This window comes from Paracoccus albus (assembly GCF_027913035.1).
GTDB lineage: Bacteria > Pseudomonadota > Alphaproteobacteria > Rhodobacterales > Rhodobacteraceae > Paracoccus > Paracoccus albus.
On sequence record NZ_CP115775.1, the window covers coordinates 2,892,501 to 2,915,566 of the forward strand.

Genomic DNA, 23,066 nt, shown 5'->3' on the forward strand with positions numbered 1-23,066 from the left:
CAACTTCCGAATCGAGAATCGATTCGATGTCATTGCGAGTGGAATCAGCAGGATAAACGCCGTCATCCCAAAAAGCAGATAGGGCCGTTTGACGATATCGCTAAGCATTTGCGCCCAAAGAAGGCCCATGTCGAAGAACGCCCAGGCCAGAAGATGCAGAAAGGCATAGCTGAAACTCAAAAGACCCAAGGCGCGGCGAAGATGTGTCGCGTTGATTCTGAAAGCCATTCGAATAGGCGAAACAGCCAGAGTCACGATCAGGAAATACAGCGCCGTGCGCCCCAGACGATGCTCGATATCGCGGACAGGGTCCACGCCAAGCCGACCGTAAAGTGTATCATAGACCAGCAGCGCCAGTGGCACGGCGCCGGCAAGCCAGACCGCCCATTCCGGGATTCGGCGAAGCAGTGCATTTGCAGAACGCATCAATAGTTCTGGGCGAGATCCATGCCCTGATACATCCCGGCCACCTGATCTGCGTAGCCATTGAACATCAGGGTTTCTTGCCGACCACCCAAAAGGCCGGCACCGATACGACGCTCTGTCGCCTGGCTCCATCGGGGGTGGTCCACCTGCGGGTTCACATTCGCATAGAAACCATATTCGCTTGGTTGCAGTGACTGCCAGCTTGTGGCGGGCTGCTTATCGGTCAATGTGATCTTCACAACCGACTTGATGGATTTGAAGCCGTATTTCCAAGGGACCACCAGTCGGATCGGGGCGCCATTCTGGTTAGGCATCGGCTTGTCATACAGACCCGTCGCCAGAATGGTCAGGGGATGCATCGCCTCATCCAAACGCAAGCCCTCGCGATAGGGCCAGTCAATGCCGCCGCCGCGTTGGGCGACCATTTCCTCGGGTCGCAGCACGGTTTCAAAGGCAACAAATTTTGCGCCGGGCTGCACGCCAACCTTGTTCAGCACGCCAGCCAGAGGAACGCCCAGCCAAGGAATCACCATTGACCACGCCTCAACGCAGCGTAGCCGGTAAATCCGCTCTTCCAAGGCAGCCTCCGGAGCGAGATCATCGACTCCGTAGCTTCCGGGCCGATCAACCATGCCACCGATTTCGACGCTCCACGGATCGGTTGTCAGCGCGCCTGCGTTGCGGGCAGGATCTTCCTTGCCGAAACCGAACTCATAGAAGTTGTTGTAGTTCGTGATCTCCTCAAAGCTGTTCGGCTCTTCGTCGGTCGAAAACGCCGAAGGCGACCCGCTCAGCGCAAAGGCGGGCGTCGCGGCAAGGGCAGTCGCCCCTGCCATGAAGGCACGACGGTTCAACCATACCGCCTCCGGGGTAACGTCAGACCAGCCCAGTTTCATAGCGCCCTCCAGATTTGTGCTGCGCCCATCATGCGGCAATGGCAGGAATCCGCCAACTAAATATCAGTCACAAAAGCGTTCATTGGCGCGGCGTCAACAGAATGCCCCCGCCATTCAGGGCGGGGGCATTTAAGTCTCACTTGATGGTTCAGTGGATCGTGGCGTCCTTGGGACCTTCCCCAACGGCGCCCAGCTTGTCGCCGGCCTTACCGATGCGGTCGCCGATCCGCAGACCCTCATCATCTGCCGTTACCTCAACCGACTGCCCATCCAGAACCTCTCCGGACAGAAGCATTTCGGCCAGCGGATCCTGCAGAGCCCGCTGAATGACGCGCTTCAGCGGCCGTGCGCCATAGACCGGATCATAGCCTTCTTCGCCCAACCAGTGCAGCGCCTTGTCATCGACTTCCAGCGTAATCTTGCGATTCGCCAGCCGCGCCTCCAGCAGAGCGAGTTGAATCTTGACGATCCCATCCATGTTTTCCCGCGTCAGACGACGGAAAATGATGATCTCATCCAGGCGGTTCAGGAACTCGGGGCGGAAATGCGCCCTGACGGCCTCCATCACATCCTTCCGTGCGGCGGTCGAATCAGCATCGTCCGGCAGCGATGACAGTGCCTGACTGCCGAGGTTCGAGGTCAGAACGATCAACGTGTTCTTAAAGCTGACCTTGCGGCCCTGCCCGTCAGTCAGCTGACCGTCGTCCAGAACCTGCAACAGCACGTTGAAGACGTCCGGGTGCGCCTTTTCGACCTCGTCGAACAGGATCACGGAATAGGGACGCCGACGGACTGCTTCGGTCAGCACGCCGCCTTCATCATAGCCGACATAGCCGGGCGGGGCACCGATCAGCCGCGCGACAGAGTGTTTCTCCATGAATTCCGACATGTCGATGCGGACCATCGCATCCTGATCGTCGAACATATATTCGGCCATCGCCTTTGTCAGTTCCGTCTTCCCGACGCCGGTCGGGCCAAGGAAAAGGAAACTGCCAAGCGGTCTGTTCTCATCATTCAGACCTGCACGCGCGCGCCTGACCGACTTGGAGATCGCCGAGACAGCCTCGTTCTGGCCGATCACCCGCTGGCCGAGGATTTGTTCCATCTGCATCAGCTTCTCACGCTCGCCTTCCAGCATCTTGCTGGTCGGGATGCCGGTCCAGCGTTCCACGACTTCGGCGATCTGTTCCGGCCGAACACTCTCTTCGACCATCATGCCATCACCGGCGCCATCGGCTTCGTCCGTTTCAGCAAGCTGCTTTTCCAGACCAGGGATGATTCCATAGGAAAGTTCCCCCGCACGTGCGAGGTTGCCCTCACGCTTGGCCTGATCCAACTCGGCCCGTGCGCGGTCAAGCTGCTCTTTCAGGTTCCGGGAACCTTCCAGCTTGTCACGCTCTGCCTGCCAGCGGGCAGTCATTGCCTTTGCATTGTCGGTCAGGTCGCCAAGCTCTTTCTCAAGACGCTCCAGCCGATCCTTTGATGCAGCATCGTCCTCTTTCTTCAGCGCTTCCGCCTCGATCTGCATCTGCAAAATCTGACGGTCGAGCGCATCAAGCTCTTCCGGCTTTGAATCAACCTCCATCCGCAGGCGGCTGGCCGCCTCATCCACAAGGTCAATCGCCTTGTCGGGCAGGAAACGGTCGGTGATATAACGGTTCGACAGCTCTGCCGCGGCGACAAGCGCCCCGTCCGAGATGCGAACACCGTGGTGAAGTTCGTACTTTTCCTTGATGCCGCGCAGGATGGAAATCGTGTCCTCTACCGTTGGCTCTTCAACCAGAACGGGCTGGAAGCGGCGTGCAAGGGCCGCGTCTTTTTCGATATACTTGCGATATTCATCAAGCGTGGTGGCGCCGACGCAATGCAATTCGCCCCGCGCCAAAGCAGGTTTGATCAGGTTGGCCGCATCCATTGCACCATCCGTTTTACCCGCCCCGACCAGCACGTGCAGTTCGTCAATGAACAGGATGATCTCGCCAGCGGCGTTTTCAATTTCCTTGAGGACCGATTTCAGACGTTCCTCAAATTCACCGCGATATTTTGCACCCGCGATCAAAGCACCCATGTCGAGCGCCCAAAGCTGCTTGTCGCGCAGGCTTTCAGGCACGTCGCCATTGACGATGCGCAGCGCAAGACCTTCGGCAATGGCCGTCTTGCCCACACCGGGCTCACCGATCAGCACCGGGTTGTTCTTTGTCCGACGGCTAAGAACCTGCATCGCGCGGCGGATTTCCTCGTCGCGACCGATGATCGGGTCAATTTTGCCATCATCCGCAGCCTCGGTCAGGTTGCGAGCATATTTCTGCAACGCTTCATAGCTGTCCTCGGCACTGGCGCTGTCGGCGGTACGCCCCTTACGGACATCATTAATAGCAGAATTCAGCGATTGCGCCGACACGCCGCCAGCTTGCAGCGAATCGCGTGCATTGGTGTTCGAGATTGCGAGCGCGGTCAAAAGGCGCTCGGCAGGAACAAAACTGTCACCAGCCTTTTGCGCCAGCTTTTGCGCCTCATCCAGCACGCGCACAAGCGAAGGGTCGACATAGACCTGACCGTCGCCACCCGATACCTTCGGCAGCTTGGCCACCGCCGCATCGGCTGACTGCCGCACAACGCGCGCATCGCCGCCGGATTTCGCAATAAGGTTAGAAGCAAACCCCTGATCATCATCCATCAGGGCTTTCAGCAGGTGCTCTGGCACCACACGCTGGTTCTCTTCACGGATCGCAATCGTCTGCGCCGACTGCATGAACCCACGAGAGCGCTCGGTAAATTTTTCCATATCCATGGACTTCTCCTTTTCAGCCCCCGGAAATGCGCCGCCCGAATTGGCACGGCGCGGGCCGGGTCTCGGATATGATTTGGGTATTGAGCGCGCCGGTTGCAATGGAGCAGGAAGGGGGGCAACACCCAGAAGCTGCCCCTGAACTTCCGCCTGTTTTTTTCAGGCCGTCAGCTCAGTCATCGTTAATATCGCGGTCCCAAATGCGGACCTGCCCTGTCCTGACGCCCATGACACGCCGAAGAACCAGCCAGATCAGGCCCGACATGACCGCGATGATAATCAGCAGGACCGGCAGGGTTGGTGAAAATGCGCCGGTCAGCAGAACCAGCCCCATCAGACCGCTTGCCACCGCGACGCCAAGAAACACATAGCCCGGTGCAAAAAGCTCCAGCAGGCCCAGAACCAAGGCGATGATAATCCAGGTCCATCCGCTTTCCCACATCATCGCTTCGCGGACCCCGTCAGCATTTTGAAGGCATCGCCAAGCGCATCGGTCACGCTGGCTGGCAGAAGCACCGTCTGCTTGCCGCTGCCCTGCCCTATCGTGGTCAGCGCATCCACCTGCTTCATCGCAACCTGATATTGCGCCGCTTCAAGCCCCCCTTTCGCAATCGCTTCAGAGATCGCGGTCGTGGCGAATGCCTCTGCCTCGGCGAGGATTCGCTTTGCCTTTGCCTCCTGCTCGGCGGCGTAAAGATCGCCGTCTGCTGCGAGTTCGACCGCACGCCGCTTGCCCTCTGCCTCTGTGACATGGGCGCGACGGGCACGTTCGGCGTTCAGCTGCTGCAACATTGCGGCGCGGGTTGCATCGTCAAGGTTCACGTCAAGGATCTCTGCCCGCGTCACCTCGACGCCCCATTCGTCCACGGCATTGGCAACGGATTCCTTTACACGCTGGATCAGCTGGGCACGGTTCGCCTGCACCTGATCAAGCTCCATCTGGCCGATTTCTGAGCGGACAATACCTGCGACCGTCGTGGCAATGGCCGCATCAACGTCGCGGATGCGGTAAACCGTCTTTTCCGGCTCCAGAATGCGGTAGAAAACCGATGTTTCAACCTGAACCAACACGTTATCCGCCGTAATCGCATCCTGACTGGAGGTCGGAAGCTGGCGCTCCAGAATGGAAATCCGGTGCCGGACCCGGTCGATGAACGGGAAGATAAAGTTAATGCCCGGTCCAAGCACCGCGCGCAGCCGCCCGAAACGCTCTACCACATATTTTTCTGACTGCGGGACAATCCGCACAGCCATCATGACCATGATCAAAATGACAAAAGCGATCAGAAACAGCGCCGAATTGCGCATCAGAAACTCTGTAATGAACTGGCCTTGCATCAACTTCTCCGGTAATCGGCTTCCGGTCATACCCTGAACAGGCGTGGCCGTTAAATCAAGCGGAAGCGGACAAGAGGGTGACTAAATGGATAACAGACTGATCGTTGCACTGGATGTTGGCAACGCTCTGGCAGGTCTGCAACTTGCCGAGCGGATCGGAGACGCGGTTTCCTTCTATAAAATCGGCCTTGGGATGCTGACTGGCGGCGGTTTGGCGCTCGCGCAGGAGCTGAAGGACGAACACAACAAGAAGATCTTCCTTGATATGAAGCTGTTCGACATCGGTGCGACTGTCGAGGCTGCGGTTCGCGGGCTGGTGCAGTTCGATCTGGATCTGCTGACGGTTCATGGCGACCCCCATGTCGTTCGCGCCGCCAAGGAAGGCGCTTCCGGCTCCAAAACGAAGATTCTGGGCGTCACCGTTCTGACTTCTCTTGATCGGGCAGACCTCGATGCCGCAATGATCCAGCCTGGCGATATCCATGAACTGACGGTAGAGCGCGCAGCCCGCGCGTTCGATGCAGGTGCCGATGGTGTCATTGCGTCCCCGCAAGAGGCCGCCGCGATCCGTGCCCTGCCCGAAGCTGCTGGCCGCCTGATCGTGACGCCGGGTGTCCGGCCCACGGGTGCGGACATGGGCGATCAGAAGCGCGTGGAAACACCGGCCGATGCGATTGCAGCCGGTGCAGATCACATCGTTGTCGGCCGCCCGGTCTGGCAGGCGGCCGATCCGCGTGGCGCGGCGCAGGCCATTCTGGCCCAGCTTCCTTAAAGGCTGCTGATCACCAACCACGGGAAGATCAGCAGCAGCGCCATACGAATGACATCCGCTGCGATAAAGGGCAGGATACCGCGAATGACGGTTTCCTGCCGCAGTCCCGGTGCCGTCGCCTGCACGACAAACAGGTTCATCCCCACCGGCGGCGTAATCAGACCAATCTCGGCAACTGTCACGATCAGCACACCGAACCAGACCATGTTGAAATCGAGCGCAATGGCGACCGGTGCCAGCAAGGGCACGGTCAGCAGGATCATGGACATGGAATCCATGAAGCAGCCCAAGACCACATAAAACAGCAGGATCAGCAGCATGACAACGGTCGGGCTAAGTCCGGAATCACCGATCATCTCTGACAGGGCCATCGGAAGGCCGGTCGTCTCCAGAAAGAAGTTGAAGAAGGCCGCGCCGATCAGGATCAGAAAGATCATGCCCGTCAGTGCCGCGGTCTCTCTCACAATCTCTCGAAGCACCTGCTTGTTCAGGCCGCCCATAACCAAGGCCAGAAGGAAGGCACCAAACGCGCCAACAGCTGCGGCCTCGGTCGGTGAGAACCAGCCAAGCTGCATCCCGCCGATCACGACACCAAACAGCAGCGCCACAGGCCACACCTTGCCCAGCAGGGCAAGCCGCCTTGACCAATCCGCGCGCCCGCCCGCAGGGGCAAGCCGAGGGTTACGCCGGACCCGGATGATGACGGCAAGCGCGTAAAGCGCCGTTCCCAGCAGACCGGGAACAATCGCCCCCATGAAAAGCGCACCGATGGAGGTTTGCGTCAGCAGGCCAAATATCACCAGCAGGATCGATGGTGGTATCAGCACGCCCAACGTCCCGCCGGCGGCAACCGAAGCCGCCGCAAGGCTGTCATCATAGCCGAAGCGCCGCATCTCTGGCATCGCAACCCGCCCGATGGTGGCGACAGTTGCCAGTGACGACCCGCAGATTGCGCCGAACACCGCAGATGCGCCAACCGTCGAAACGGCCAGCCCGCCGCGCCAGTGACCGACGAAAGCATTGATCAGATCGAAAAGTGAGCGCGACAACCCCGCATGGGCAGCAAATACCCCCATCATCACGAACAGAGGAATGACGCTGAAACTGTAAGGGAAGATCGATTCGAAGGGTGCTGTGGACAGAACATAGGCAGCCTGATCCCAACCGCCGCTCAGCATGATGCCGATCAGGCCGATGACGGCCATGGAAACGGAAACAGGAAAGCCCAGTCCAATCAGCAAAAGGGTCATCAGAAAGCCGGTCAGGCCCATTAGTGGCATCGACATGGGAACCTCAATGTGCCTGTGTTCTGGTCTGTGGCAGATCAAACACCAGCCGCAGCAAAACGGGAATAAGTGCCAGCATCGACGCAGCGACGCCAAGCAGAAGCGGTAGCCAATACAGGCTGATCGGGATACCAAGCTGCTGCGACTTGTCGCCCAGCATGACCTGCATCTGATATGTACCGATGCACTTCCAAAGGATCAGCGCCATCAGGGCAGCCGCCGCTGTCGCTGCAAGCCCGCGTAGAGTACGCTGAACACCTGCGGGAAGCTTCTCGATCAGGAAATCCACCCCGACATGAGCGCCGATGGAAAAACCCCAAGGGATCGAAAGCCACGCCCCGCCCAGGATAAAAAGCTGCACCAGATCGACCACGCCGGGCACAGGTGTCCCGATGCGGCGGCCAATCACATCGGCCACGCTGACCAATGCGGCGGCGCAATAGGCCAGCACACCAAGCGCTGCCAGCAGCTCTATCACGCCGTCGATACGGCGCAGAAGCATCTGCATTTTTCTTCCTCGTCCTGAAGGTCGGGAGCGCTCTTTCAGCGCTCCCTTTTCTATGTGGCTTACTGGGCCGCCTGCTCTACCTCGGCGACCTTTTCCTGGAACTTCTGGTAAAGCTCGGTCGCGTCCTCGACACCCTCGGACTTCATCGTCTCAAGATATTTCTCTGTCATCGGCATCAGAGCCTCGCGCCAGCGGTCACGCTCTTCGTCGGACAAAACTGTGATGGTGTGGCCCGCTTCTTCGGCTTCCTCGCGCCCGATGGCGTCCCAGTTATCCCACCAGTCGCCAAACTTTGGCACGAGGTTATCGCCAGATGCCTCATCAATGCAGGTCTGAACATTTTCCGGCAGGCTGTCATATTTCTTCTGGTTCATCACAAAGAAGAAAGAGACAGTATAGGCGCCCATATCAAGGTGATCCGTCAGGGCCTCGTTCAGACCAAAGCTTTTTACCGGGTCCCAAGGGAAGACGGTTCCGTCAATAACATTGCGCTGAAGGTTTTCGTACACTTCGCCTGGCGGTAGCCCCTGAGGGGTCGCGCCAAGGAATGTCAGCATCTCGGAAACCGGCGGCGAAGGGGTGCGGATGCGCAGCCCGGCCATATCCTCCATCGTTTCGACATGCTTGCCGTTGGTGTGCAGCAGGCCGCCGTTATGCGCGTGCAGGGCAAGCACCTTCAGGCCCCTATATTCATCGCCCAGATCACCGTCGTTATAAAGCGACCACAGCGCGTGGGTCGCAGCACCTGCGTCACGTGTCAGAAAAGGCATTTCAACCAGCGAGGTGCGGTTGAAGCGCCCGCGCGGAATACCGGAAAGGCCATGTGCAATATCGACGACACCCGCCAGCACCTGCTCTTGCTGCTTGGCCACATTACCTTTTTGCGTGCCACCCGGAAAAATCTCGAACGTGACTTCGCCGCCGGTACATTCGGAAACCTGCTTCGTCCACGGCTCGATAAAATCGGTGTGGATACCATGAACGGCGGGCAGATAGTGGCTTAGCGACAGTTTGGTCTCAGCCAAAGCCGGCGATGCAGCTGTAAGTGCCAGAACGCTGGCAATGATGGTCTTTTGCATAGGTGCTTTCCTCCCTTGGGTCTTCCTAAACTTTCAGTCTCAATTTTCCCGCACCGCGGGAACAACAGGTGATAATCCGGTCGCCCTTCGCACGCTCAGCCGAGGTCAGAACGCGGTCGCGATGGTCGATTTCCCCGTCTTCGACAGCCAGTTCGCAACTGCCGCAAAGCCCCTCCTCGCAGTCCGAGGCCACATCCAGCCCTGCAGACCGCAAGGTCTGCAAAAGGCTTCTGTTCTCGGGGACCTGAAGCGTCAGATCACTGTCGACGCAAACCACTTCGAACGGCTGCCCGCTTGCAAGATCGGCTGCGGTCTCGTCAGTGGTGAAGTGCTCAAAACGCAGGGTCAGGTCTGGCCGCGTAGCGATCAGTTCGTCAAGCGCGTCAAGCAAACGCGCCGGACCGCAGGCTGCAACAAAGCTGGCCCCGGGCGCGCCATCGACAATTTCGCGCAGGTCAGCGCGCCCACCGTCGGCTGCGACGTGAAGGACCAGGCTGTCAGCGTGATCCCTGCGCACGCGCTCCAGAAACGCCATGTGATCGCAGCTTCGGCCCGCGTAGTGCAGCGTATATTCCTTGCCCAGCGACTTCAGCCGATCCGCCATCGCAAGGATCGGCGTGATGCCAATACCGCCTGCAATGAGGATATGATGCGAAGCGTCTTCATCCAGCCGGAAATGGTTGTGCGGACCGCGAACGCGCAGTGCTGCGCCGGGCCTTGCGTTTTCGTGCATCCAGGCAGAACCGCCGCGACCGGCTTCCTCTCTCAGCACCGCGATGCGCCAATCACCCGAGCCCGCTGGACCGCAAAGCGAATATTTGCGGCTTTCTCCATCCGGTAGAACAATGTCCAGATGCGCACCGGCCGTCCATGATGGCAGCGCCGCGCCGGACGGATCGGTAAGCGTCACCCCCAACACCCCATCTGCAAGCGTTTCCGTATGGGCCACCGTCAATTGCCGCAGGATGGTTTTCCGATCAGGTGGGCCAACTGGAAACTCTTGTGCTTCTTCGGTCAGCGTCGGGTCGTACCGTTCGGGATTTTTTGTCACATCCCAGCGGACCTTCAGCGCTTCGGGTCCGCGCAGCGAAATGTTCGGAAGGTAGGTGAAGTCCTGATCGGCGAGCTCGATATGCGGAATGCGACGGCTGACCTCTTCCAGGATAATCGCGATTTCCATCCGCCCGATATTCTTGCCCATGCATTGATGCGCGCCGTATCCGAAGGTCAGATGATCGGCGGAGTTGTCGCGCCAGATATCCAGTTGATCGGGATTCTCGAAATGGCGGGGATCATGATTACCCGACGCCATGACCAGCAGAATTTTTCCGCCTTCAGGAATGACCACATCGCCAACTTGCGCATCCTTCGTCGCAATCCTTCGCCATGCAACCATCGAACCCGAATGGCGAAGGCATTCTTCGACCGCAGCCGGGATCAGCGCCGGATCGTCACAGATCGCCTGCCACTGGTGGCGATGTGTCAGAAGCTCCCTGAACGCATTTGCCGATGCCAGTGCAGTCGTCTCATGCGCGGCAACGATAATCGCCATCATCATGGAATGAAGGTAATTGTCGGTGACGATATCCGGTATCTGGCGGTTTTGCCGGATCATGTCATACATCCAGCCTTGCACTTCCTCGCCCGCGTCCACCTGCACAGACATGCGGGCCAGTACCTCTCCGGAATAGTTCCAGAACTTCGCCACGCCTTCGGCCACGTGCATCTGCTGCTCTGGCGTCGGCTTGCCCCATGTGTTGACCGTGTGCGCGACCGAGAAGCTGCGAAGCACCTTCATATCGTCGTCAGGCACACCAAGAAAATGCAGCGCGACGGTCAGCGGCACATCCCACAGCATATCCTCGACCAGATCGGAATGCCCCCGATCTATGATCGCATCCACCTTTTCACGAACGAGATCCCGGATCATTGGCGCATGTGCGGCAAGGGCTTCCGGCGCAAACGCATCCAGAAGCGCGCGGCGGCGTGCCATATGAACCGGCTCATCCTCGTTCACCAAAGTGCGGTTCATGCCGTAGCCTTCGCGCTTCAGCAGGGCGAGCGCCTCTTCCGATGGCGGCGTAATACGCTCCAGAGCATTGGCGGGTGAGAAGGTGATATTGTCGCGGAAAACGGATTTTATGTCATCATACCGGCTGACAACCCAGTAGCCCATCGCCTCACTGAAAAAGACCGGCTTTTCCATGCGTGACCAGCGGAGCGCCTCGGTCGGATCGGCCTGATACGCGGACCCGAATGGATCGAACTCTCTGGCTCTGGAAGAAAAGGGGCACTGCGCGGCCACCTGCTGCTTTGTCGACACAGGCCCCTCCCTCCATTGTCGTTTATCGCACCATCTGTTATCTTATTCGATATACAAGATATATCTTTATGTCAATGCGATGGGGGCGCTGCGTATGGTTTCAACGACACTTCAGACTCTGGACCGGGGGCTCGCGGTTCTCGCCGCGCTGTCGGAGGCTTCGTCAGGATTGAAGCCCGCGGATCTCGCGCAGCGGCTGGATGTGCATAAAGCCATCGCCTATCGCCTCGTCTCCACGCTGGAAGCGCATGGTCTGGTCCGGCGCCTGCCGGATGGAAACGTCGTGCTGGGGGCCGGTCTGATTCCGCTTGCAGCAAAGGTCGAAACGCACCGCCTCGCTTCAGCGAAGCAGCATCTGGCCACCTTGTCAGAGGCCACGAGGACGACATCCTGTATCGTGCTGGCAGATGGTCCGAACGCCGTCGTCGCTGCGGTTCAGGAAGGCGGCGACGGTTTTCTGCGCGTCTCTTACCGGCTGGGTGTGCGCCATCCACTGACCCGAGGCGCATCCGGGCTGGCCATTCTGTCCGGCCGTCCGGAAGCCAACGATGATCTTCCGGCTGTCAAGTTGGCACGAAAGCAGGGATATGCGCTCACACGGGGCGAATTGCAGCACGGCGCGGTCGGCATCGCCGCACCGATCATTCCTGAAGGCGCGGAATCACCGGCGTCAGACGCAGCCGTTTCAATCGTTGCGCTTCACGAATTGCCAGAGACGACGGCGCAATATGTCATGGACTGCGCGAAGGCTATCGCGAAAATCTGGTAGAGGCGAATCATAACAGAACCGGCAGGCACCGACGCTACATTCGTCCCAGATTGACGAGGACCGCGCTCAACTGCCGGGTGAATGTCGCCCGCTGCTCTTCCCCGAAATCAGCGACCATCGCATCGTTCAGGCCGAGAACGACCGGCCGGATTTCATCATGCATCGCCAAGCCCTTTTCGGTCAGGCTGATCAGGCGCAAGCGACTGTCACTTTCGCTCATTTCCCGCCGGACAAGCCCACGCAGTTCCAGACTGTCCAAAGCTCGGCTCATCGTTGGCTGTTCGGCAATCGCGAAATTGCAAAGTTCTCCCACCGTCAACCGGTCATGGCTATGCAATGTCAGGATGACACGCATCTGCAGCATCGAAATATCGGACGAGCGCAACTTCGATTGAAGCACTTGATGATACTTATGGACGATGTGATTCAGCAGAAACGATGGCAGCGTCTCAAGTTCGACAGCATGGCTTTTCTTACCCGGCTCTGCCTTATACGAACGCATTGAAAAATCCTTATAATTCTGTGCTCGGCCTTGCAGACGCAAGAAAAACTACGCCAGACCAGATGGCAACATTATTATTCGCCGTACCTGTTCGCGCAAACCACGACCATTGCAATCCTTATGCAGCATTGTTCAAAGCTGACGCAAGGTTAAGAAATGCGTCCCCTTTGCACTTGACGCTGGTCTTTACGCGGCTTTGATTGCCATCAAAGCGACCGCAGGGGCGACATGGCAGAAATCAGCGAACAAGGTATTCAGCGCTTTCGCGCAGCCGTATTTGACCTGGACGGAACGCTTGTCGACAGCGAACCGGCATGGACGAAAGCCAAGCGGACCGTAGCGCAGCGCCACAACGTTGAAATTACGGACGCGCAGATGGTCGCCAGCGAGGGGCGCAGCATGGACGAATTGGTTCAGGTCGTTTTTGCGCCGCCGGACAAACATGCCGCGCGCGCCATAGAGGAAGAGGTATTTGCCGAGGCCGCGATATGGCTTCCAAAGCTTCGCCGCGAAATGCCCGGTGCTGGCACGTTCTTGCGCGATGTCAGGGATGCGGGGCTGAAGATCGCCATATGCTCCTCATCGCCGGAGAATCTGATTCTCGACGCCCTGCGTCAGATCGAGGTTCTGGATCAGGTCGATCTGGTGGTATCTGCCGACCCGATGCCCCGCCGCAAACCTGACCCGATGCCCTATCGCGTTACGGCGGAAAGGCTGGGAATGACACCGACTGAGATTATCGCGTTCGAGGACGCCGTGCCCGGTGCGCGGTCTGCCAAAGATGCGGGCCTTTTTACGGTTGGTATTGGCCCCGCGGCCATGACAACCGATTTTGAATTTTGTGATCTGCGGGCCCGTGACTATCCGTCATTGCGGGGCCCTCTCGGTATGTGAAACGGGCCGCGCGATGGCGGCCCGTTCGAAATATCGGGACTGATCCTACATGCCCAACATTCGCGGTAGCCACAGCGAAATCGCAGGCACATATGTCACCAGCATCAGGAAGGTCAGCGCTGTCAGCAGCCACGGCATCGCAGCCCGGCTGACTTCTGTCAGGCCAAGCCGCGATATCGCAGAACCCACATACAGGTTCAGCCCGACCGGCGGCGTACAAAGGCCGATCTCCATATTCACGACCATCATGATCCCGAAATGCACCGGATCGACGCCCAGCTTGACAGCAACCGGATATAGAATCGGGGCCATGATCAGGACAATCGCCGACGGCTCCATCACCATGCCGATCATCAGCAGCATGATATTCACAATCAGCAGGAAGCCGATCTTGCCGAAGCCGAGATCAACGATCCAAGCAGAAAGCAACTGCGGGATCTGCTCAGAGGTCAGGATAAAGGCAAACATCACCGCATTAGTGATGATATACAGCAGCATGGCCGACATCGCCGCAGACGACAGCAGCACGCGGGGCACATCGCTCAGCTTTATGTCCTTGTAGACCCAGACGGCGATGACAAAGGCGTAGACGGCACTAACCGCCGCGGCCTCTGTCGGGGTGAAGAAGCCCCCGTAAATACCGCCCATGATGATGACGATCAGCATCAGACCCCAGACGGACTCCCGGAAGGCATCCCAACGTTCGCGCCAGCTAGCCTTGTCCATACGAGGAAAATTGTTGGCGCGGGCCCGCCAATATGTCGTGCCGCCGAGCATTGCGGCAAGCAGCAGGCCCGGAATTACCCCGGCGATGAACAGTGACCCGATAGAGGCCGACAGAACGTTTTCGCCATCCGGGCCGGTCACGACCATGCCGGTCGTTGCCACCGAATACATCACCAGCACAATCGAGGGCGGAATAAGGATACCCAGACCACCCGCCGTCGCGATAGATCCCACGCCGAATTGCGGCGGATAGCCCTGCTTGACCATCGCGGGGATCAGGATCGAGCCAACCGCCATGACGGTCGCCGGGGACGAACCCGAGATCGCGGCAAATAGCGCACATGCCAGCACCGCGGCCATGCCCATACCGCCATACCAATGCCCGACCATCGAAGCCGCAAAGCGGATCATCCGCCGCGCGACTCCGCCATGGGTCAGGAAGTTCCCGGCAAGGATGAAGAACGGGATCGCCATGATCTCGAACTTTTCGATGCCGGTGAAAAGCTTCAGCGCAATGCTGTCCAGCGGGATGTCGGTGAAGGCGAACAGAAAGCTGAAAACGGTCAGGCCAAGCGCAATTGACACCGGCATCCCGGTGATCAGCAGCACTGACAGGATCAGGAAGATGACAAGTGCGGTCATGCCTTGCCCTCCGACGCGGCTTCGGCTTCTTCATCGACACCTTCGACAGTGTCAAAGCTGTGATGCGCAATCTCTCCGGTTGTCAGATACATCCACAGCGCCTGAACGAAGCGAAAGCACATCAGCGCCGAACCAAGTGGCACAGCAAGATAGACGACCCACATCTTTATTTCGAGATCTGGCGACACCTGCCCGTTGACATAGACGTGGTAAACAAAGTCAAAGCCGATCCACGCGACGATGAAGGTAAAGATAATCCCACCCGACATTGCGATGGTGGTGACGATCTTCTTTGCCGCGCCTTCCAGCCGGTCGGTCAGCACATCAACGCCGACATGGATACCAATGCGCACACCGTAAGCCGCACCGAACTTGGCCATCCAGACGAACAGATAGATGCAGGCCTCCTGCGCCCAGACGAGGTTCAGCCCCCGCAGGGTCGAGTAGAAAGAGCGTGATCCATTGGCGATCCATTCGATCCCCCAGTCACGGCTGGCGCGAACCAGATCAGCGGTCAGATCAAGCGCATATCGCTGGGTTACCGCGACGAAAATCAGGATCGTCGCGGCCGCCATCAGCAGCACGATGAAAGTTTCTTCGAAACGGTCCAGAAACCGCATCGCCCCCTCCACGGATTATTATTCTTATTGTTTCAGGAAAAGGCCGGGCGATACCGCCCGGCCCAATCGGTTATTATGTGCCCGAACCTGTGGCAGCCTTGATCTGTTCGATCAGATCTGCACCGATACGGTCAGCCATTTCTTCATGGACCGGCATCAGCGCCTCTTTCCACGCAGCTTTTTCTTCGTCGGTCATTTCGTGGAACTCGGTCGTGCCGGCGTCCATCATTGCCTGCAACGCCTTGTCGTTCTCATCCTTGGCAATGCCGTTGGCGAACTCGGTCGCCTCGTCCATTGCCTGCTCCAACTGGCCACGGATGTCGTCCGGAAGGCCGTCCCAGAACTCTTTGTTCACGATAACCGCATAGCCGAGATAGCCGTGGTTCGACAGCGTCGCGTGGTCCTGAACTTCGTGCATCTTCTGGGTGTACATGTTCGACGGCGGGTTTTCCGTTCCGTCGACGACGCCCGTCTGAAGACCCTGATACACTTCCGAGAAAGCCATGACCTGCGGCACAGCGCCAAGTGCGTTCATTTCCGCTTCCAGCACTTTCGACGACTGGATGCGCATTTTCAGGCCAAGGAAATCATCCGGCACCATCAGCGGGCTGTTGGCCGACATGATTTTGAAACCATTGTCCCAGAAGGCCAGACCCTTGATGCCCTTATCCTCCAGCTTGGCCAGCATGGATGCGCCGACCTCGCCATCGGTGATCAGGCGAAGCTGGTCATAGCCGTCAAAGATATAGGGCAGGTCGAACGCCTCGAAATCCTGGATCCCCAGCGGGCCGAATTTTGCCAGCGACGGTGCCAGCATCTGAACCGAGCCAAGCTGAAGCGCCTCAAGCTCTTCCTTATCTTTGTAAAGCTGGCTGTTGGGGTAGACTTCGACAGCAACCTTGCCCTCGGTATATTGCTCGGCCAGTTCCTTGAATTTCTCGGCACCCTTGCCCTTGGGCGTGTCCGGCGCAACGACGTGGCTGAACTTAATCGTGATGTCCTGTGCCCAGGCACCCGCGCCAAGACCCAGAGTGATAACGGCCGCCAAGCCGGCGGTTACAATACGGTTCATTGATTACCTCCCCGTTCTTATACCTAGTCGTGTCATGGAGGGACGCGCATTCCGTGCAACAATCCTCCCCCACTTCATCATTAAGACGAAATCTTTGCGATGCCTATCGGTCAATTGCAAATTGCAATCGCCACGCGACAAACTTGACCTTTGATCGTTCAGGCATAGTATTTGCCGGACAGGAAGGGGTGGAGGAGCCCTTGCCACAAGATAACACTCTGCAAACCGGCGACGCGCGGCAATTTCAGTCTGATCTGGCCGCAGTATGTGGTGCGTTCCGGGTCTATCCGGCAAACCGGCCAAGCGGCTCTGTCAGGGCTGCAAATGTCGGTGGATTCGACATCGTGCGGGTTGCCACGAACGCCAGCGCGATCGAACGGGATGAGCGCGCCGCGCGCCGTGACCACGAACCGCATTATTTCCTGATCCGGCAGTTGGCGGGCTCTGCAACAATGTCGCAGCGGGGTCATAAGATCAGGCTTGCACCCGGCGACTTTTTCCTTGCCAGTTCAACGCGACCATCAGTCTTTCGTTATGGCGTTACGTCTCTGCAGGCTTCGCTGCATCTGCCCCGCGTACAAATTACCGAGAGACTGGGCCGGAACGCAGCGTCTGGCCTTCATTTGCCAGCAGCATCCGTTATCGGCAGGGCGATGAGCCGCGCCGTCGGCCGGCTTGAACAGGGGCCCGACCAGATAGCAGAGCTTATCGCGATTGCGGCGCAGGAAACCGATCATGAAGAACTGCGCCTTTTCGATCTTGCAATGATGCTGATCGAACGGCGCTGTGGGGATCCGGGCTTTGGTCCTGCTGCCCTGGCCGAGGGCCTTGATGTTTCCATCCGCAAATTACAGCGCATTCTTGCGACAGGACAGATTTCCGCCTCTGCCGCCATTCAGGACCAGCGCATGCAGAAGGTTTGCAAGCTTTTGTCGACGCGGCCAGACCTGACCGTAACCGCCTGCGCAGAGACGGCGGGCTTTCCCGATATCTCGCGCTTTACCCGCGACTTCAGGCAGCGCCACGGCTGTACACCGGGCCACTATCGCAAATCCAGCCGTTAACGCGCGCCGCCGGATTGTCGCGATTCGCCAAGACGGCAGGTTGTCGTCGCCCCTAACCTTGCCCTTGGAGGAGTCGCTTTGGCGACGCAAAAACAGGGGGAAAGAAACGTGAGCAAAATATATCCCAATATTATCGACGGTACCCGGGATGAAACCGGCGCGACCTTCGACGTCATCAATCCATCAACGGGCGAGCCCGCCGGATGCGCGGTAAACAGCGATGGCGCTGCGCTTGACAGGGCCGTCGCTGCCGCCCGCAAAGCCTTTACCGACTGGTCCACCAAGCCTTGGGCAGACCGGCAGCAGGCGTGCGCCCGGATTGCTCAGCTCATCAATGAAAACGCGGATGAGCTTGCCCGCCTTCTGTCGACCGAGCAGGGCAAGCCGCTGAACGGCGTCGGGGCGAGATTTGAGATCGGCGGGTGTGAGGCATGGACCGGCTATACTGCCAGCCTCGAACTCAAACCGGAGATCCTTCAGGACAACGAAGAAGGCAAGGTAGAACTTCATCGCGTTCCGATTGGTGTGATCGGCGCAATCACACCTTGGAACTGGCCGGTGCTGATCGGCATCTGGCATATCATTCCGGCCATTCTGGCTGGGAATTGCGTGATCATCAAACCGTCTGAAAACACGCCGCTGTCTACATTACGGCTGGTTGAGATCATGCAGGATGCCCTTCCGCCCGGCGTTGTGCAGGCGCTTGCCTCCGACGGAGGGCTGGGTCCGCAAATGACCGACCATCCCGGCATCGACAAGATCAGCTTCACCGGCTCTATCCCGACAGGTTCAAAAGTGATGGCCGGGGCTGCCAAGGACATCAAGCGTATCACGCTGGAACTTGGCGGGAACGATCCGGGCATCGTGCTGCCAGATGTAGATCCGGCTGCCATAGCCGAAGGTCTGTTCTGGGGTTGCTTCATCAATAACGGGCAGACCTGCGCCGCCCTGAAGCGACTGTATGTGCATGAGGATGTGCATGATGCCGTCGTCGATGCCTTGGCCGGTGTGGCGAAGAACATGCCGATGGGTGACGGTCTGGATGAAGCCAGCATCATCGGCCCGGTTCAGAACAGGGACCAGTATAATATCGTCAAAGACTACGTGCAGGATGCGCTCGACAAGGGCGCGTCGCTGGTCACGGGAGGTGTGCCCGAAGGGAACGACCTGTTCTTCCCCACCACCATTCTGACCGGCGTTGAACCCGGTATGAAATTGCATGATCTGGAACAGTTTGGCCCGGCCATAGGCGTGACCAAATGGCGCGATGAGGATGCGGTGATCGCCCTTGCCAATGATGACAAATGCGGGCTGGGCGCCTCTGTCTGGTCGGGCGATGCGGACAAGGCCCGCAAGCTCGCCGACAAGATCAGCGCCGGTTCGGTCTGGATCAACAAGCATGGAATGATCCAGCCCAACGCCCCCTTCGGCGGTGTTCGTCAATCCGGCATCGGCGTTCAGTTCGGCGTCGAAGGGCTTCGCGAATGCACCAATGTGAAGACGATCCTCAGCTGATCGCAGACAGGGAGAATATGATGAAAAAGCTAATGACAACAGGGCTGACTGTGGCCGCGGCGCTTATGGGCTCCGCCGCCATGTCCCACCCCCTCGACGGGCTGACCGGCGCGGAAATCACGCGCACGACAGAGATCCTGCGCGAAGCCGGAGAGGCGACAGAGGAGACACTGTATCCACTGATCGAGTTGAAAGAGCCGCCGAAGGATCAGGTTCTGGCATGGCAGGAGGGTGACGAACTGGACCGCAGGGTCATCGTCGATTTTGCCACGCCCGAAGGCTTCAAGCGCGCCACCGTCAACCTGACTCAGGGAACGGTGGAAGAAAGCGCCCCGACAGAGGGCCAGCCGATGGTTCTGTTCGGTGAGTTCATGAAGGCAATGGAAGTAGCACTTTCCGATGAACGTATGGTCGCCGGGCTGGAAGCGCGTGGCGTTGCCCCGGAAGAGGCATTCTGTCTGCCCCTGACCGCCGGAAACTTTCTGACACCGGAATATGAGGGCAAACGCCTTATGAAGGTGCCCTGTTACAAGGCACCGTCAGGCACATCGAACTGGTATGCAAAGCCCCTTGAAGGGCTGTATGCGATGGTCGACCTGCAAAACAGCGAAGTCGTCGACGTCATCGACGAAGGCGCCCTGCCAGCACCGGAAGACGACTGGGGCTATACCGAAGCAGAGATCGCCGAACGCGCACCGCTGCGCCCGGCCAGCAATCCTGCCACACTCAGCCAGGAAGGCGGGCCGAACTACACCATCGAAAATGGCGTCGTGAACTGGGATATCTGGCGCTTCCGGTATCGCACGGACAAGCGTCCGGGCCTTGTCCTGTCCAATATCGACGTCAGGGATGGCGAGGAATGGCGCAGCGTCCTGTATCAGGCCCACCTGTCGGAAGTTTTTGTGCCCTATATGGACCCCAGCGAAGGCTGGTACTGGCGCACCTATATGGACAGCGGCGAATACGGCTTCGGCCTTTTCCTGACGCCGCTGCGCAAGAATGTCGATTGCCCGTCCTATGCGACCTTCCTGCCCGCCGTGGTCAATGATGACGCCGGAAACCCGATGGAGATCCCCGATGCGGTCTGCATCTTCGAGCGCAACATCGGTGATCCCGCATGGCGCCATTTCGAGGTCTTTGAACAGGGACCGGACAAATTCGTTCCCGCCGAAGGCCGCCCCGAGACAGAGCTTGTGATCCGCACTGCGTCAGAGGTCGGCAATTACGACTATCTGATCGACTATCGGTTCAAGGAAAACGGCGCGATCTATATCATGATCGGCGCGTCCGGTCTGGATGCTGTCAAAGGCGTTGCATCCACCAGCATGGATGATGACACGGCAGAGGCCGATACCCGCTATGGCAGCCTGATCGCCCCGAATCTGGTGGCGCCGAACCACGACCACTACTTCAACTTCCGCCTTGATTTCGACGTCGATCAGCCAAGCAATATGGCCTCGACGCTGGACATCGTTCCGGCAGAGGATCTGCCCGCTGACGTGCCCCGTAAATCAATGTGGCAGGTCAATGAGGTGATGGCCGATAGTGAACTGACCGCTCGCTATACCTTCAGCGCGTTCAAGCCCCGCTACTTCCACGTCATGGACAGCAGCAAAAAGGGACCACTTGGGCACAGCCCGGCCTATATGATCCATCACGGCAATGTCGCCTATGGGCCGTATGATTTTGAGAACGACCCCCCCTTCAAGCGCAACCGTTATCTGGAATACAGCCTGTGGAACACGGTTTACGATCCGGATCAGCGCTATGCCGGCGGGACGTTTGCAATGCAGTCGGATGGTTCGGACACGCTGGCGCAATGGGTCGAGGACGACCAGTCGCTTCACAATGCTGATATCGTCAGCTGGTTCACGGCAGGCTTCCACCACATCCCAAGGGTCGAAGACTGGCCGGTGATGTCGACCGAATGGAAGACGATTCACCTGATGCCGATGAACTTCTTTGCCATGAACCCGGCGGCGACCATTCGTCTGCCTGCTGATGACGAGGCAGCATTGCCGATTGAGCAGGCCGACGCTGAAACCGGTGAAGAAGTTGTGGAAGCAGAAGCCACTGAGGCTGAAGACGCGGAGGCCACGGATTCTGAGGCAGGCACCGCGACCGAGGCAGAGCCGGAAACTGCTACAGAAACGGGGGCGGAGAGCGCGCCCGAAGCAGACGCGGAGCCAGAAGCCGAACAAACGACGGATGAAGCACCTGCCGATCAACAAGCAGACGCGGAAGCCCCGGCCGAGGAATCAACCGAAGCACCCGCTCCCGCTGAACAAAGCGAGGAAGAGGAGGCTGCCGCTGCTATAGGCGAGGCGACTGACGAAGCAAGCGATGTCCTGAATGACGCGCTTGAGGACGCCTTGGGCGAGGCGGAAAGCATCCGCGACGCTGTCGATGGAGCGATCAGCGACCTGCCCCCGGCGCCGAAGCCGACGCAATAAGCGACGCAAGCTGAAGCACTGAAAGGCGGGCCCATAGCCCGCCTTTTTTTCATACCGAGATCCCGAGGCAGCGGGCGACCCGCCCCCTGAAATGCGGGACGGCCTCAGGGTGGACCACATATTCCGCGACAGGCATCAGACGCCAGCATTGCCCCTCATCCCCGAACCGGATTTCTTCGATTTCTGACGGTTCCAGCCGAGCGGTAAAGAAGATCGCAGCGCCTCCCTCAGCGCGAAACGCCGTTCTCTCATCCAGCCTGTCCGGCGACAAGGACAGACCAAATTCCTCGCGCAATTCGCGCAGGGCGCAGACAACCGCGCTTTCGCTGCCTTCACGTCCCCCACCGGGCAGATCCCATTTTGCGGGAAAAGGGATATGATCGAAATCATCGCGCAGCAGGACCAGCAAATCCGCGCCGCAAGTCAGGATCAGCTTCGCGGCAACGAAATCGTCGCCTTCCGTCCAGGGCAACGCCGCGTCATATAATGGCTCATTCCGCAGCAACGTCGACGCAACCGCTGTCGGGGCGCATGACCGCAACCCGCGTCAGCACCTTCCCAAGCTTTTCAGCCAATTGGGGATAATCCGCCGAAGGCTCCATCCGCTCGCTGTCAAGATACAGCGCGCGGTCAATTTCGATCTGCAGCACATGGACAGCCTGCGTCGGCCTTCCATATGCCGAGGCGACATATGCGCCCGAAAACGGCGCGTTCAGCCGCAGCCGAAAGCCGCCCTTACGGAAGGCAGAGCAGACGCGTTCGCGCAGCAAAGCACCGCAACTGATCCCATGCCTGTCACCGATGACGACTTCGGGATAGGGCGGCAACATATGCGTCACAGCGTCATGCGGCATCGAATGCATATCAATCACGATAGCCCAGCCAAACCTTGCACGAGCCTCTTCTATCAGATCGCGCAGGGCGACGTGATAGGGCCGCCAAAATGTCTCGATCCGCCTCTGCGCCTCTGCCAGTGGTATCGGCTGATTGCGAATCGGTCGCGCCCCCGAGACGACGCGCGGGATTACACCCAGACCCGCAAGCGCGCGCGGCGTCGTCGGGCGACCGCGGCCACATGCTACTGCATCCGGGTCCAACTCGGACGCGCTGCGATTGACATCAACGACGCTGCGCGGGATCCGGGCCGTCAGTGTTACCGCGCCAGCGGCAAGTGCGGGCTCTATCAGCCGGTCCGTGAACGCATCTTCGGAAGACCGCAGCTCCGCCGTGCTCAGGCAGGTTTCGGCCATGAACCATTCAGGAAAATCGCGCCCTGAATGAGGGGAACAAACAATCACACCACTGGCCCAGTTCTCAGGCATCCGCAATTCGTGACTGAAGGAGTCGACTGCCGCCGCTGGATCGTCCATAGCATCCCCGCTCTGTACAGCGG

At 58.8% G+C, this 23,066-nt stretch carries 21 protein-coding genes (1 of these 21 only partly in view); 6 read left to right on the plus strand and 15 right to left on the minus strand.

Going from position 1 to position 23,066, the window contains the following annotated elements; genetic code table 11:
* From msrQ to PAF20_RS14570, 5 genes are all read right to left on the minus strand, one after another.
* Positions 1-426, minus strand: the 5' portion of a protein-coding gene (gene msrQ / locus PAF20_RS14550) for a protein-methionine-sulfoxide reductase heme-binding subunit MsrQ (RefSeq protein WP_491899793.1). 192 nt of this gene lie to the left of the window's left edge; the window shows 426 of its 618 coding nt (coding positions 1-426); its start codon is at positions 424-426; the stop codon falls past the left edge of the window.
* Complete coding sequence (msrP, locus tag PAF20_RS14555; RefSeq protein ID WP_271071318.1) at positions 426-1,322, minus strand: protein-methionine-sulfoxide reductase catalytic subunit MsrP; 897 nt, start codon at positions 1,320-1,322, stop codon at positions 426-428. The genes msrQ and msrP overlap by 1 nt, the downstream gene beginning before the upstream one ends.
* A gap of 148 nt (positions 1,323-1,470) precedes the next feature.
* Entirely contained in the window at positions 1,471-4,113 is a 2,643-nt protein-coding gene (gene clpB / locus PAF20_RS14560) for an ATP-dependent chaperone ClpB (protein WP_271071319.1), read from the minus strand.
* 169 nt (positions 4,114-4,282) lie between these two features.
* On the minus strand, positions 4,283-4,555 hold the full coding sequence (locus PAF20_RS14565; RefSeq protein ID WP_271071320.1) for an NfeD family protein: 273 nt from the start codon (positions 4,553-4,555) through the stop codon (positions 4,283-4,285).
* Positions 4,552-5,418 (minus strand): SPFH domain-containing protein, encoded by an 867-nt coding sequence (locus PAF20_RS14570; protein ID WP_434802960.1) that lies wholly within the window; start codon positions 5,416-5,418, stop codon positions 4,552-4,554. Before PAF20_RS14570 ends, PAF20_RS14565 begins: the two co-directional genes overlap by 4 nt.
* Before the next feature lie 115 nt (positions 5,419-5,533).
* Here PAF20_RS14570 and pyrF point away from each other — a divergent pair, with 115 nt between their 5' ends.
* Positions 5,534-6,220, plus strand: coding sequence for an orotidine-5'-phosphate decarboxylase (gene pyrF, locus PAF20_RS14575; RefSeq protein WP_271071322.1), 687 nt, complete (start codon positions 5,534-5,536; stop codon positions 6,218-6,220).
* Here pyrF and PAF20_RS14580 read toward each other — a convergent pair.
* Genes PAF20_RS14580 through PAF20_RS14595 form a run of 4 tightly spaced genes read right to left on the minus strand, consistent with a single transcriptional unit; the run spans position 6,217 to position 11,416 of the window.
* The gene (locus PAF20_RS14580) at positions 6,217-7,506 is read right to left on the minus strand and encodes a TRAP transporter large permease (RefSeq protein WP_271071323.1); all 1,290 of its coding nucleotides are present in this window, start codon (positions 7,504-7,506) and stop codon (positions 6,217-6,219) included. The two genes, pyrF and PAF20_RS14580, sit on opposite strands and share 4 nt — an antisense overlap.
* Before the next feature lie 7 nt (positions 7,507-7,513).
* Positions 7,514-8,014 carry a TRAP transporter small permease gene (locus PAF20_RS14585; protein ID WP_271071324.1) on the minus strand — a complete coding sequence of 167 codons (501 nt, stop codon included), beginning with the start codon at positions 8,012-8,014 and terminating at the stop codon, positions 7,514-7,516.
* A 59-nt stretch (positions 8,015-8,073) separates the two neighbouring features.
* Positions 8,074-9,093 carry a TRAP transporter substrate-binding protein gene (locus tag PAF20_RS14590; protein WP_271071325.1) on the minus strand — a complete coding sequence of 340 codons (1,020 nt, stop codon included), beginning with the start codon at positions 9,091-9,093 and terminating at the stop codon, positions 8,074-8,076.
* 25 nt (positions 9,094-9,118) lie between these two features.
* Positions 9,119-11,416 carry a cytochrome P450/oxidoreductase gene (locus PAF20_RS14595; protein WP_271071326.1) on the minus strand — a complete coding sequence of 766 codons (2,298 nt, stop codon included), beginning with the start codon at positions 11,414-11,416 and terminating at the stop codon, positions 9,119-9,121.
* Positions 11,417-11,495: 79 nt separating this feature from the next.
* Between PAF20_RS14595 and PAF20_RS14600 the strand changes: the two genes are divergently transcribed.
* Positions 11,496-12,185: an IclR family transcriptional regulator gene (locus PAF20_RS14600; RefSeq protein WP_271071327.1), complete on the plus strand. Its 690-nt coding sequence runs from the start codon at positions 11,496-11,498 to the stop codon at positions 12,183-12,185.
* A 34-nt stretch (positions 12,186-12,219) separates the two neighbouring features.
* On the opposite strand, the gene PAF20_RS14605 is transcribed toward PAF20_RS14600, so the two are convergent.
* Positions 12,220-12,687 carry a MarR family winged helix-turn-helix transcriptional regulator gene (locus tag PAF20_RS14605; protein ID WP_271071328.1) on the minus strand — a complete coding sequence of 156 codons (468 nt, stop codon included), beginning with the start codon at positions 12,685-12,687 and terminating at the stop codon, positions 12,220-12,222.
* Between the two features lie 228 nt (positions 12,688-12,915).
* Between PAF20_RS14605 and PAF20_RS14610 the strand changes: the two genes are divergently transcribed.
* Positions 12,916-13,581: an HAD family hydrolase gene (locus tag PAF20_RS14610; RefSeq protein WP_271071329.1), complete on the plus strand. Its 666-nt coding sequence runs from the start codon at positions 12,916-12,918 to the stop codon at positions 13,579-13,581.
* Positions 13,582-13,626: 45 nt separating this feature from the next.
* On the opposite strand, the gene PAF20_RS14615 is transcribed toward PAF20_RS14610, so the two are convergent.
* From PAF20_RS14615 to PAF20_RS14625, 3 genes are all read right to left on the minus strand, one after another.
* Positions 13,627-14,949 carry a TRAP transporter large permease gene (locus tag PAF20_RS14615; protein WP_271071330.1) on the minus strand — a complete coding sequence of 441 codons (1,323 nt, stop codon included), beginning with the start codon at positions 14,947-14,949 and terminating at the stop codon, positions 13,627-13,629.
* Positions 14,946-15,569, minus strand: coding sequence for a TRAP transporter small permease (locus PAF20_RS14620; protein WP_271071331.1), 624 nt, complete (start codon positions 15,567-15,569; stop codon positions 14,946-14,948). The genes PAF20_RS14615 and PAF20_RS14620 overlap by 4 nt, the downstream gene beginning before the upstream one ends.
* Before the next feature lie 73 nt (positions 15,570-15,642).
* Positions 15,643-16,641, minus strand: coding sequence for a TRAP transporter substrate-binding protein (locus tag PAF20_RS14625; protein WP_271071332.1), 999 nt, complete (start codon positions 16,639-16,641; stop codon positions 15,643-15,645).
* Between the two features lie 200 nt (positions 16,642-16,841).
* On the opposite strand from PAF20_RS14625, the gene PAF20_RS14630 reads away from it, so the two are divergent.
* The 3 genes from PAF20_RS14630 (at position 16,842) to PAF20_RS14640 (ending at position 21,673) form a co-directional block, all read left to right on the plus strand.
* On the plus strand, positions 16,842-17,705 hold the full coding sequence (locus PAF20_RS14630) for a helix-turn-helix domain-containing protein (RefSeq protein WP_271071333.1): 864 nt from the start codon (positions 16,842-16,844) through the stop codon (positions 17,703-17,705).
* Positions 17,706-17,813: 108 nt separating this feature from the next.
* The gene (locus PAF20_RS14635) at positions 17,814-19,220 is read left to right on the plus strand and encodes an aldehyde dehydrogenase family protein (RefSeq protein ID WP_271071334.1); all 1,407 of its coding nucleotides are present in this window, start codon (positions 17,814-17,816) and stop codon (positions 19,218-19,220) included.
* Positions 19,221-19,240: 20 nt separating this feature from the next.
* A complete protein-coding gene (locus PAF20_RS14640; protein WP_271071335.1) occupies positions 19,241-21,673 on the plus strand; it encodes a copper amine oxidase in 2,433 nt (810 codons plus the stop codon).
* A gap of 49 nt (positions 21,674-21,722) precedes the next feature.
* Here PAF20_RS14640 and PAF20_RS14645 read toward each other — a convergent pair whose 3' ends face one another.
* On the minus strand, positions 21,723-22,145 hold the full coding sequence (locus tag PAF20_RS14645; RefSeq protein WP_271071336.1) for an NUDIX hydrolase: 423 nt from the start codon (positions 22,143-22,145) through the stop codon (positions 21,723-21,725).
* 19 nt (positions 22,146-22,164) lie between these two features.
* On the minus strand, positions 22,165-23,043 hold the full coding sequence (locus PAF20_RS14650) for an N-formylglutamate amidohydrolase (RefSeq protein WP_271071337.1): 879 nt from the start codon (positions 23,041-23,043) through the stop codon (positions 22,165-22,167).
* Between the last annotated feature and the right edge of the window lie 23 nt (positions 23,044-23,066).